This is a genomic window from Paenibacillus hemerocallicola, from assembly GCF_006265175.1.
In the GTDB taxonomy this organism is placed as follows: Bacteria; Bacillota; Bacilli; order Paenibacillales; family NBRC-103111; genus Paenibacillus_AB; species Paenibacillus_AB hemerocallicola.
This window is the reverse complement of sequence record NZ_VDCQ01000002.1, coordinates 193,229-205,250: the sequence shown is the minus strand read 5'-3', so window position 1 is coordinate 205,250 and position 12,022 is coordinate 193,229. Positions and strand designations below refer to the sequence as shown.

Genomic DNA, 12,022 nt, shown 5'->3' with positions numbered 1-12,022 from the left:
AAACAGCCCAAAACAGCCCAAAACAGCCCAAAACAGCCCAAAACAGCCCAAAACAGCCCAAAACAGCCCAAAACAGCCCAAAACAGCCCAAGCCAGCCCAAGCCAGCCCAAAACAGCCCAAGCCAGCCCAAGGCAAGCCCAAGGCAGCCCAAGGCAGTCCAAGCCAGCCCAAGGCAGCCCAAGCCAGTCCAAGACAGCCCTAATCTGGCTCCAACTCGGGCGCTGACCCGGACGAAGCCGGTCCAGCATAGCCGATCGGCCGCGGCTACGCCATATTGCGCGGCGGCCCCGAATAGAAGGCTGCATGCGGTCAATCGCCGTCACGCAAACGCAGCGCCGCGCCGCTAGAAATAACGGAGTCTTTTTCCGCTATTTTCCTCGTACCAACGAATGCACAGGTAATAAAGGAACAAAATGCCGCTATTGGTGCTGAAGAGCGTCCAACTGGGACGAAATCTACTCAATAACGGAACGGAAGTTCGCTATTTTTGGAAAATTGCCGAGAAACTTGTGTTTAGCGGAAGATTATTCCTCTATTTTACGATATGACAAATATGCCGCATGACGGCATCACTGATGCATGAAATTGATAGGGTTAAGGATGGACGATGGAGGTCCGGAAGTGTTCCCGTAGTTTGCCCTATTCCCTCCGACCCGCAAAAGGTTCGGTTTTCACACGAAAGGACCGTCAGGGTGTAGTGATATTATCCCCTTTAAGTAGACAGTGTTAAGAATCGACACTAAAGTTCCCTGACGGTTATCTCATCATTAAAGTAAAACAATCGCTGAATCGCGGTCGCTCATCCTCGAAATACGTCGATAGACGTTTTTCTTACGATTGGCCCAGCCCGGTATAAATCAGAATCGCATCGCGGAGGAAGGCGGCAACGCCGGGCTGGTCCTTGTCGTAATAGGCGGTAAACCTTTCGTCGTCCACATACATCTGGGCTACGCCCGCATGGGCTTCCTTGGTGTAGCCGTCCCAGTAGAAGCTGAGCCACCTGCGGTGCAGATCGGCCGCCTTTTGAGCGAGCTCGCCGGCCGGGTTTCCGGCGGCAAATGCTTCGGCCAGCGTCGTGTGGATATCGTTCGCCAACTGCTCGATCTCGGCATACTGCTTCTCGGTCATATTTTTGATTTTGCCGTTCGCCTTGTCCACTTTCTCGTTTCCGTATTTGGCCCGAATTTCCTCGCCGTATTTTTGCTCGTTATCGTCGACCATTTTTTGTTTGAAGCCTTCGAATTTTTGTTTGTCGCTCATCGTTTTCGTCCCTTCCCGCTGAGCCAATGTCAGCTCGACATTGGCAATCAGCGCATCCAATTGTTCCCGTTTCTCCAGAAGCCTCTTGCGATGCTCCTTAAGCGCCAGGTCGGCATCGAAGGTCGGCGACGCGATCAGCTCTTTGATTTCCTCCAGGCTGACCCCGAGCTCCCGGTAAAACAAAATTTGCTGCAACCGGTCCACCTCCCGCTGCCCATAAATGCGATATCCCGAAGTGCTGATTCTCGCCGGCTTGAGAATCCCGATCTGGTCGTAATATCGCAGCGTCCGGGTGCTGATGCCCGCCAGGAGCCCCAGCTTTTGTACGGTATATTCCATTGTTCGTTCCTCCTGACAAATTCATCGTACACCTTTACGCAGCGTCAATGTCAAACGGTTTTTACAAACTTTTTCAAGCACAACAACGATATTTTCGACAGATTCGGCGTTGCTTATTTGCTTGACGGCATCTATTGGGACCGGCTGTATGAAGTTACCGGAAAACCGACCCGTCGGAACGGAGTGGCGACCTGCTTAGGCTTCGGCTGTTGTACGTGTCTGCCCAAGAAATTATGGATATGCCGGGGGATAATAATGTGCATGTTTTCCGCCATCGGCTTTATTTATGATAAGCGTGTAAGGGGAAGCGCTTTCCGGGCCTCCTCCGGACAAGAGACGGGAAGAGGCCGTTCCGCGAGAAAAGAAGCTATACCAAAGAGAGTACAAGGAAGGAGTCCGAAGAAATGTCGAAAATGCAGGTCGCTTTGGAAGGCGTATATCCGATTCTTGCCACTCCTTTTACCGAATCGGGTGAAGTGGATGAGCAGAGCCTGCGGGAGCTGGTCCGTTTCCAGCTGCAAGCGAAGGTGAACGGCATTGCCTTGTTCGGAAATGCCAGCGAGGCATACACTTTATTGGACCGGGAGCGGGAGAGAATCGCGGAAATCGTACAGGAGGAAGCGAAGGAACAGGTTCCGCTCGTATTCGGCAGCGGTCATACGGGACTCGAGGGAGCCGTGCAATTGAGCAAATGGGCGCAGCAGGCCGGGGCCGATGCCCTTATGGTCATGCCTCCGTATATGGTGAAGCCGGACGGCAAGCGTATGCTCGACTATTTCGCCGCCATCGCCAAAGCGGTCGACATTCCGATTATGCTCCAGGACGCGCCGGTTGCGAGCGGGGTCGCGATCCCCGTATCGGCTATGGCCAAGCTGGCCGAGGAATTCGACAATATTCGTTATGTGAAGGTGGAGGCCCCGCCGACGACAGTGAAAATAACGGAGGTGATCGAGCAGTCGGAAGGTCGCCTCACGGTATTCGGCGGTCTGAACGGCATGTATTATTACGAAGAGCTGTGCCGAGGAGCGGTCGGAACGATGCCCGCGTGCGAATTTCCGGACGTATGCGTGCGCATTTACCAATTGTGGAAGTCCGGGGAACGGGATTCGGCGAAAGCCTTGTTTTATCAATATTTGCCTTTCATCCGGATCGGAACGATTGCCGGCTTCGCGATGTCCGTTCATAAAGAGGTGTTGAAGGCGGGGGGCGTCATTCGATCGTCCCGAGTCCGAAATCCGAACGCCCCGATCGACGACGCTTTGCGCCGCGAAGTGTTCGAAACCTTGGAAGGTCTGGACCCGCTTGTGCTCCGCTGGAAACGGCGGGACGCCTAGACGATATCCACAGACTTTGATGGATGGGAGTTGCGGACCTTGTTGCTGACCGGAAGAAAGGCGCTGATTACGGGAGGGGCGGGCAAGCTCGGCGGGGCCATCGCCGAGCGGTTTGCGGCGGAAGGCTGCAGCGTGCGGCTGGCGGATGTTCATGCGGCGAACGCCGAGGCGGCGGCGGCGAAACTGAGACGGAACGGAGCGGACGCCGAGGCTTATCCGATGGACGTTACGGACGAGGCTGCGGTACGGCGCGTATTCGACGGGATGGACGGCTTGGATATTTTGGTCAACAATGCGGGCATGACGAGAGGTCGCTCGATTGAAGCGTCCACGCTCGAACAATGGAATGAGATTGTAAACGTGAATCTGACCTCCGTCTTTCTTTGTACGAAATATGCATGGCCCCTGCTTCGACAATCGAAGGCCCCTGCGATCGTCAATATGTCGTCGATTAATGCGCATCGAATGAATCCTGGGCTTCCCGCCTACTCGGCGGCCAAGAGCGGCATTATCGCTTTTACGCAGCAAACGGCTCTGGAGGGGGCGGCCCATCGCATTCGGGCGAACTGCATTTCTCCCGGACTTACGGTAAGCGAAGAGAGGCAAAAGGAGCTCGCGACTCACCCTCGATACGACATTGATGTGGACTGCTACCCGCTCGGCCGGCTCGGAAACCCGGAGGATGTCGCGAATGCCGCCTTGTTTCTGGCTTCCGATATGTCCTCCTTCGTAAACGGAATCGACTTGATCGTCGACGGGGGCATGTCACTGCAGGCAGTCAGCGGGCTGGTGCGCCCGGATTTGCGCCGGCGCTGGAAAACGGGGGTTTATAAGCTGGAGCTAGAGGAGGAGAGCCGACCGCATGATAATAACGAGCATTGATGTATATATCGTTAAAATTCCGCCGGCCCGTCCGGTTCAGAAGAATGGCAAACGTTTCCTTACGAACGACTATTTCGTCAGCGACAGCAACCGTCGGTCCTGCGTATATTCGATCAATGCGGAGACTGTATTCGTGAAGCTCGGGACCGACGAAGGCATCGAAGGCTGGGGGGAAATTTTGGCGCCAACCCATCCGGAGATTGTAGCCACGATTTTGAAAACGCATTTGGCTCCGATCGTCCTCGGGGAAAATCCGCTGCAAAATCAAGTTTTATGGGATAAAATGCTGGATACGTTGCGCGAGCGCGGTTACACCGGGGGCTATCTGGTCGATGCGATGTCCGGCCTGGATATCGCCCTCTGGGATCTGAAGGGGAAAGCGCTGGGGCTGCCGGTCTATATGCTGCTGGGGGGGAAATACCGCGACAAGCTGCGCTGCTATTGCTCCAGCGTACCGGGAGCGGATGTCGGAGAGAAGCTGGACAACATTGCCAAAATCAGGGAAGAAGGCTTCCATGCCGTGAAAATTCATACGTTCGGCAAAGGCAAGACGGCCGATCTGGAACTGCTTCAGGCGATTCGCAAAAAATATGACGCAAGTCAGCTCGATTTGATGTACGACGCCCACGGCAAATGCACCCATACGGAGGCGTACACGATCGGTAGGGCGCTAAGCGAGATGGATGCGTTGTTCTTCGAAGCACCGCTGACGTTCGAGGATCGGCCGGGCCACAGCAAGCTCGCGCAAGCGATCGATACCGCTGTCGCCGTCGGCGAGCCGCTGCGCACGATTTATGCGTTCAAGGAATGGATTTCCTCGGGAGCGGCGGAGGTAGTCCAGCCCGACATGGGGCGCAACGGCATTACGGAAATGATGCGGATCGGCCATCTGGCGGAAGCGTATCATGTCCCCTTCGCGCCGCATCTGAGCGCGCATCAGGGCGTCGGCCATGCCGCCTCCGTCCATGTGTCGGCGGCGCTGTCCAACTTCATGATTTATGAATACCAGCCCAATGCGCTCAGAGCCAGCGCCGATTATGCGAAAGTGTCCTTCCGTCTGGAGAACGGGCAGATCGTCGTACCGAACGAGCCGGGACTCGGCGTGGAGATGGATGAGCAGGCGATGGGCGGACTCGTCGCGGAGCATTTCCGGATCCAAGCTTAGCCGCAGCAATTCGTCGATGAGGCGACGATAAGGAAGCACCGGACGATCCAACCTTATATGGTTCGGTCTAAGCATTGCGATCTCAATCTGAGAAAACGCAATGCTTTTTTGTTGACAGAAACGTGTATGGGCTGACAGCAACGCGCAAAGTCGGGAGGCTGCCTCATGAAGGAGATTCGGGCCGCCGACAGATTGATTGCGGTCGCGGCGCAGGAATCGCACCGCTTTTTGTCGAAGTGAAACACGGACGAGCCAGAACATCGCAAGCATCCATGCGAACAAGATGCGGAGGATCTACATGCAGCAGCGCAAAGTGAAAATCGTCGGTACGGGCAAATATTTGCCTGCGACGACGGTCGCCGACCGGGAAATGGACCGCAGGCTGGGGCAGCCCGAAGGCTGGACGCTACGCAAAACCGACGTTGCCGTGCGGCATTACGCCGGAGGGGAAACCGCCTCGGAAATGGGCGGAAAGGCGGCTCGTGCGGCGTTGAACGATGCGGGTCTCGCCTTTGCGGATATCGATTGTCTCGTTTCGACGAGCGGTACGATGGAGCAGCCGATTCCTTGCACGGCGGCGCTGATTCAGCGGGCGATGGGTCAAGAGCATTCGGGGGTACCCTCTTTCGATATCAATTCAACTTGCCTGAGCTTTGTCGCCGGGCTGGACACCATGTCTTACCTGGTAGCGGCGGGCAGGTACAGACGCGTACTGCTGGTCTCGACCGAGATCGCTTCGGGCGGACTGGACTGGAATGACAAGGAAAGCGCCGCTCTGTTCGGGGACGGCGCCGCCGCCGTCGTCATCGAGCAAGCCGGCGAACGGGAAAAATCGCAAATCCTGTATGCTTCGATGAAAACATACAGCCAAGGCGCACACTTGTCCGAAATACGCGGCGGCGGAAGCAGGCTGCCCGCACGGCAATATCGGGCCGATATAGACAAGGAGTTTTTGTTCGACATGAAGGGACAAGCCATGTTCAAGCTGGCGTCCAAGCTGCTGCCGGCTTTCGTCGGCGAAATGCTCGAGGCGGCCGGAATCGGAATGACCGACATCCGGCTCGTCGTTCCGCACCAGGGCAGCGCGCTGGCGATGAGGCTGCTGCAGCGGAAGCTCGGCATTGCCGAGTCGCAGCTGATGTACATTAGCCGGGATCACGGCAATACGATCGCCGCTTCGATCCCGATGGGACTGCACGAGGCGATCGTTCAAGGACGGATCGTGCGCGGCGACCGCGTGCTGCTGTTGGGTACATCGGCCGGATTTTCCATCGGAGGAATTGTTCTTGAATACTAAGGCCGACGATCCTCGCGGCGAAGGGAGACCGCTGACGTTTCTGCTCACAGGCGGAAGGGCTCCCGTCACGCTGGAGCTGGCGCGTTTGCTGGCCGGTACGGGAGCGGGTCATCGCGTCTTCATAGCCGAGAGTCTGGAACGACATCTGTGCCGCGTATCCCGTGCCGTTGCGGGCAGCTTCGTCGTTCCCCCTCCCCGGGAAAATGTCGAAGCGTATGTGGAGGCGTTAACCGGAATCGTGCGAAAATACGACGTAGATATGCTCATTCCGACCTGCGAGGAAGTAATGTATGTCTCGCAAGGGGCAGAGGCGCTGAGCGAATATTGCACCGTGTTTGCCGATTCGTTCGCCAAGCTGAAGCGGCTGCACAGCAAATGGGCGTTCATCCGGCGTGCGGAGGAGCTCGGTTTCCGAGTGCCGGCTACGAGGCTGATTGCATCGGCTGATGAGTGGCTCGCCGCTGCCGAGCATGCGCCGGCGCCAGATGGGCTGGTGCTGAAGCCGGTATTTTCGCGGTTTGCCGCGAAGGTCGTCGTCATCGAGCCGAAGAAAGCGGGAGAACGGCCATGGTGCGGAGCGGCTCCCGAAGTAACGGCTGCTTGTCCGTGGATCGCCCAGCAATATATATCCGGAAGACAGCTGTGCACATACACGATTGTTCACGACGGCACGGTAGTCGCCCATACAGCCTATGAAGCCCGGTATACGGCCGGGCGCGGAGCGTGCATTCAATTTCAGCCGCTCGAACATCCGGTCGCTGCCGAATGGGTGAATCGCTTTGTCCGATTGGAACGGTTTACCGGACAAATCGCTTTCGATTTCATCGAAACGACGGACGGAACGCTGTATCCGCTTGAATGCAATCCGCGGGCAACGAGCGGACTGCATCTGCTCCGGGATACGCCGGGAGTGGATCTGGCGTTCGCGGCGCCGGACAAGCTGGGAGGAAAAATGTTGGTTGCGGCGGCAGAGGCGAAGGCGATGGTTGCGCCGGCGATGCTCCTATATGGAATGAGGGGTGTTCGTTCGTGGAGCGGTTGGAAGGCATGGGTGCAAGCTTTCGCATCGAGCCGCGACGTCGTCTTCCACCAGTCGGACTGGCGTCCCGCGATAGAGCAGCTGCGCTTGCTCCGGCTGCTGCACGGGATCGGCAAACAGAGGAAGATTACGCTTATGGAAGCGTCGACTTACGATATCGAATGGAACGGGGAACAACGATGAAGGCGCTTGTAACCGGCGCAACCGGTTTTCTCGGAGGTCGGCTCGCCGCCCGACTCGTCGGCCTTGGCTGGAGCGTTACGGCCGTCGGACGGAACGAAACGGCGGGGGCAGCACTGACTCGGCAAGGAGTCTGTTTCGTCCGCGCCGATTTGTCGGACGAAACGGCTGTTTTGTCGGCATGCCGAGGGCAGGATGCCGTATTCCATTGCGGCGCGTTATCGTCGCCGTGGGGCCGTTACCGCGAATTTTATGACAGCAACGTCCTCGGAACACGGCATGTCATCGCCGGCTGCTTGCGGCATGACGTCGGGCGGATGATCCATGTCAGCACGCCGACCGTTTATTTCGATTACACGCACCGTCTGCAAATTCCCGAATCGGGCCCGCTGCCGGACCGACCCGCCAATGCGTATGCTGCGACCAAAAGGCTCGCCGAACAGGAAGTGGAACGGGCTGCGGCGGCGGGGCTGCCTGTCGTCACGGTACGTCCCCGCGCTTTGTTCGGCCCCGGCGATACTGCGATCCTGCCCCGGCTGATCCGGGCCAACGCTGCGCGCGGCATCCCGCTTATCGGCGGGGGACGCATCGAAGTCGACTTTACTTATATCGACAACGCGGTCGATGCCTTGCTGCTGTGCGCGGCTGCGCCATCCGCCGCGATCGGCCGGACGTACAATATTACGAACGGCGAGCCCGCTCGGCTTGTCGAAGTGCTGCAGCAGCTGTTCGACAAGCTGGGCGTGCCGATGCGGGGAAAGCCGGTTCCCTACTCGCTCGTCTATGGGGCGGCCGGATTGCTGGAGCTGATTGCGCGCCTCGTTCCCGGCAGCCGGGAGCCGCTGCTTACCCGCTATACCGTCGGCGTGCTCGGGCGCAGCCAGACGCTGGACATAACGGCCGCCAGGCGCGAGCTCGGGTATGCTCCCCGCGTCAAGCTCGAGGAAGGGCTGGACGCATTCGCGGCATGGTGGAACGAACATGGAGGCGGGAACGGATGATAAATACTTTACCGAATACGAGCGTCAAAGTGCGCTTGCGCCTGTACGCAGCCGGCTATTGCTTGCACCCCGAATGGGTGACGATTCGGGGCGGCTCGCTGCGGGCATGCCGGTTCCCGGCCGGCTTTGCCCTTATCGAGCATCCTGTTCGCGGTCCCGTTTTGTTCGATACGGGATATGCGTCGCGTTTTTTTGCCGGGACGGCCCGGTTGCCGATGTCCGTCTACCGCTGGCTGACGCCGGTTGCGTATCGCGAAGAGGAGAGCGCGGCCAATCAGCTGCGCCGCGATGGAATCGAGCCCGAACGGGTGCGGTACGTCATCGTCTCCCATTTTCATGCCGACCATATCGGCGGGCTGGGCGATTTCCCGAGTGCACGGTTCGTTTATTTGCCGGAGGCTTACGAAGAGGTACGTCATTGCCATGGCTTCGCTGCCCTGCGCAAAGGCTTCGTGCGGGAGCTTGTGCCGGACGATTTCGTGGATCGCGCGCTGCCGCTGGATCGCGCGCATACGGTACCGTTCCCGCCGGAATGCCCGTTTCCGCAAGGGATCGACGTATTCGGCGACGGGAGCCTGTATGCGGTCGACGTTCCGGGCCATGCCGCCGGACAGATCGGACTTTTTCTCTCGACCGAACGTCACGATTATTTTTTGTGCGCCGATACGGTCTGGGCGAGCCGGGCCTTTCGGGAGAGCAGGCTTCCGCATCCGCTGGCCGGTCTGATCATGTCCAGCCGGCACCGGTACCGGGAAAGCTTCGAGCGGCTGCACGAGCTGCACAAGCGGTGTCCGCAGCTGCGGATTGTGCCGTCGCACTGCCGGGAAGCATTGGAGCGATGGGGGACGGAAGGTGCTCCGCTATGAAACCGAGCAAGCTGACGCTCCTCCGCTACTACGCGTTGACGCGCCATCGGAGCTGGAGGAGCCGCGAGTCGCTGGAACGGTGGCAGGAGGCGCGTATCGTGCGGCACTTGTCGCGCGTTCGGCTTGCTTCCGCGTTCTATCGAGACCACTGGGGGGAGAGGGCCGTTACCGACTGGAGGACATTTCCGCCTATCGACAAAAAGCTGATGATGGAGCGCTTCGACGAGCTCAATACAGCGGGCATACGCAAGGAGCGGGCGCTCGAAACGGCACTCGCGGCCGAACGGACGCGGAATTTCCAGCCGATGCTGGGCGATATTACGGTCGGGCTTTCCTCCGGAACGTCCGGCAGCCGCGGTCTGTTTCTCGTCGGACCGCACGAGCGGATGGCCTGGGCCGGAGCGGTTCTCGCCAAGGTGCTGCCGCGTTCCCTGCTGCACGGGGAGCGGATCGCCTTCTTCCTCAGAGCCGACAGCAATCTGTACGGCACCGTTCGCGGAGGGAGATTGCAATTTCAGTTCCATGATCTGCTTGAGCCGATGGATCGTCATATCGCCAGACTGGAGAAGGACAAGCCGACGATGCTGGTCGCGCCGCCCTCGGTGCTGCGGATGCTCGCCGAAGTCGCCTTGAACGGCTGTTTGCGAATCCTTCCGCGCCGGATCGTTTCGGTGGCCGAAGTGCTCGATCCGCTTGACCGTCTCTATATCGAGCGTGCATTCGGACAAATGGTGCATCAGATCTATCAGTGTACGGAAGGATTTCTTGCGGCGACTTGTCCGCACGGAACGTTGCACCTGAACGAAGACATCGTCTGCATTCAGAAGGAATACATCGACGCCGGGCAGCGCACGTTCGTGCCGATTATTACCGATTTCTCCAGGTTCACGCAGCCGATCGTACGTTACCGGCTGAACGATCTGCTGACGGAACGATCCGAGCCGTGCTCCTGCGGCTCGCCCATGACCGCCATCGAAGCGGTCGAGGGCCGCTGCGACGATCTGTTCGAGCTGCCGTCGATGCGCGACGCGGGAGCGACGGTGCCGGTTTTTCCCGATTTGCTGTCCCGTGCCGTCATCTGCGCATCGCCGTATATCGAAGAATACAAGCTGATCCAAGTCGGCCCCGACCGCCTCGAGCTGGCGCTGCGCATCGCGGGTCATGCCGTGCGGGAGACGGTTGAGACGTCGGCGATCCGGTCGCTGGCCGATTTGTGCGGCAAGCTGGGATGCCGGATGCCCTTCGTCGCGCTCGTGCCTTATGCGCATGAGCCCGATAGCCGCAAGCTGCGCAGGGTGGAGAGGAGATGGGGACGCTGACGGATTGTTCGATTGCTCTATACGATCGGGAGTCGATCGGCACGTTCGCCTGGCCGCAGACGGAAGACGGCCTATATGCCCGATCCTACCTGCTGCCCTTGCTGGAGCGTCATTCCGAGACGTTTGTCGCCAATGTCCGTACGCGACTGTATGTATTGGCCGTCGACGATCTCGTGCTTCCCGTGACGGTGAACGAACGGGAATACGACAACTCTTACGTATGCTCGCCATACACGCATTATGTCAGCTATGCCAAGGAGGAGCTCGTCCTGCTGCGCAGTCGGCCGATCCGGAAGCTGCTCGCCGGAATGCTGGACGGCATCGGCCTGCTGCTGCGCGGCGGACAGATCAATCGGGCCGTGCAGGTCAACAATTGGCTGCTTTCCACCAATCTGTATCCGCGTCTCGAGTCACGTCAGTTGGAAGCAATCGTGTCGTTTTTGCGGGGGCGATTTCCGCAGCACGCCGTCCTGTTCCGCTCTCTTGACGGGGCGACCAATGCGCCGCTGCTAGAGACGCTTAGCGGAATGGGAGGCACGATGGTGCCGAGCCGTCAAATATACGTTTTAGAACCGGATCGAATGAATGCCAAAGCCCGTTGGCTAGTCAAAAGGGACTTTGCACTGCTGGGCAAGCACGGCTACGAGATTGTCGGACCGGACGGGCTGACGGAACACGACGCGCCGCGAATCGTGGAGCTGTATAACGCGCTTTATTTGGAAAAATATTCGCTGCACAATCCCCACTTCAGCGTTGAGCTGATCCGGCTGGCGCTGCTGGAAGGAATGCTGCAGCTCCACGCCTTGCGCCGCGAAGGACGCATCGACGCGGTACTCGGCTATTACCGCCGCGGCGGCATAATGACGACACCGCTGTTCGGCTACGACACGACGCTGCCCCAGGAAACCGGGCTGTACCGGATGCTATCGGCTGTTCTGATCGGAATTGCCGCACGGAACGGGCTTCTGCTTCACGAAAGCTCGGGTGCGGCACGGTTCAAGCGAAACCGCGGAGCGGTGGCCGATATCGAATATATGGCCGTATTCGACAAACATTTGCCCGCGCGTCGACGCTGGGGATGGAACGTGCTGGCTTCGGTGCTGCGCCGCATCGGCATCCCGATTATGAGAAAGTACAAGCTGTGAAAATCGGACGAATGTACGGCGGTTGCGGGCTTCAGTCAAATTCCCATTAGCGGCTTACAAGGAAAGGCATTGCGATCTCGATATTCGAGCATACGCGATGCCTTTTCTGTTTCAGTCGCGTTTTGTGGTTTTTATGTAAATATTGATTTCTAATTCTGGTTTTTTTATAATCGTTGACACTCTTTGCGATTGGA

The 12,022-nt window shown here is 58.4% G+C and carries 10 protein-coding genes; 9 read left to right on the top strand and 1 reads right to left on the bottom strand.

Going from position 1 to position 12,022, the window contains the following annotated elements; translation table 11 throughout:
• Positions 1-832: 832 nt before the first annotated feature.
• Positions 833-1,600 carry a MerR family transcriptional regulator gene (locus tag FE784_RS02440; protein WP_139600523.1) on the bottom strand — a complete coding sequence of 256 codons (768 nt, stop codon included), beginning with the start codon at positions 1,598-1,600 and terminating at the stop codon, positions 833-835.
• A 404-nt stretch (positions 1,601-2,004) separates the two neighbouring features.
• Here FE784_RS02440 and FE784_RS02435 point away from each other — a divergent pair, with 404 nt between their 5' ends.
• The 9 genes from FE784_RS02435 (at position 2,005) to FE784_RS02395 (ending at position 11,828) form a co-directional block, all read left to right on the top strand.
• Positions 2,005-2,934, top strand: coding sequence for a dihydrodipicolinate synthase family protein (locus FE784_RS02435; RefSeq protein ID WP_139600522.1), 930 nt, complete (start codon positions 2,005-2,007; stop codon positions 2,932-2,934).
• Positions 2,935-2,973: 39 nt separating this feature from the next.
• Positions 2,974-3,816, top strand: a complete 843-nt coding sequence (locus FE784_RS02430) for an SDR family NAD(P)-dependent oxidoreductase (protein WP_176705908.1) — start codon at positions 2,974-2,976, stop codon at positions 3,814-3,816.
• Positions 3,797-4,981: a mandelate racemase/muconate lactonizing enzyme family protein gene (locus tag FE784_RS02425; protein WP_139600520.1), complete on the top strand. Its 1,185-nt coding sequence runs from the start codon at positions 3,797-3,799 to the stop codon at positions 4,979-4,981. Before FE784_RS02430 ends, FE784_RS02425 begins: the two co-directional genes overlap by 20 nt.
• 298 nt (positions 4,982-5,279) lie before the next feature.
• Positions 5,280-6,278 carry a beta-ketoacyl-ACP synthase III gene (locus FE784_RS02420; protein WP_139600519.1) on the top strand — a complete coding sequence of 333 codons (999 nt, stop codon included), beginning with the start codon at positions 5,280-5,282 and terminating at the stop codon, positions 6,276-6,278.
• Positions 6,268-7,500: an ATP-grasp domain-containing protein gene (locus FE784_RS02415; RefSeq protein WP_139600518.1), complete on the top strand. Its 1,233-nt coding sequence runs from the start codon at positions 6,268-6,270 to the stop codon at positions 7,498-7,500. The genes FE784_RS02420 and FE784_RS02415 overlap by 11 nt, the downstream gene beginning before the upstream one ends.
• The gene (locus FE784_RS02410) at positions 7,497-8,498 is read left to right on the top strand and encodes an NAD-dependent epimerase/dehydratase family protein (protein ID WP_139600517.1); all 1,002 of its coding nucleotides are present in this window, start codon (positions 7,497-7,499) and stop codon (positions 8,496-8,498) included. Before FE784_RS02415 ends, FE784_RS02410 begins: the two co-directional genes overlap by 4 nt.
• A complete protein-coding gene (locus FE784_RS02405) occupies positions 8,495-9,364 on the top strand; it encodes an MBL fold metallo-hydrolase (RefSeq protein WP_139600516.1) in 870 nt (289 codons plus the stop codon). Before FE784_RS02410 ends, FE784_RS02405 begins: the two co-directional genes overlap by 4 nt.
• The gene (locus FE784_RS02400; RefSeq protein ID WP_139600515.1) at positions 9,361-10,683 is read left to right on the top strand and encodes a F390 synthetase-related protein; all 1,323 of its coding nucleotides are present in this window, start codon (positions 9,361-9,363) and stop codon (positions 10,681-10,683) included. The genes FE784_RS02405 and FE784_RS02400 overlap by 4 nt, the downstream gene beginning before the upstream one ends.
• Positions 10,671-11,828 carry a GNAT family N-acetyltransferase gene (locus FE784_RS02395; RefSeq protein WP_139600514.1) on the top strand — a complete coding sequence of 386 codons (1,158 nt, stop codon included), beginning with the start codon at positions 10,671-10,673 and terminating at the stop codon, positions 11,826-11,828. The genes FE784_RS02400 and FE784_RS02395 overlap by 13 nt, the downstream gene beginning before the upstream one ends.
• Positions 11,829-12,022: the final 194 nt, after the last annotated feature.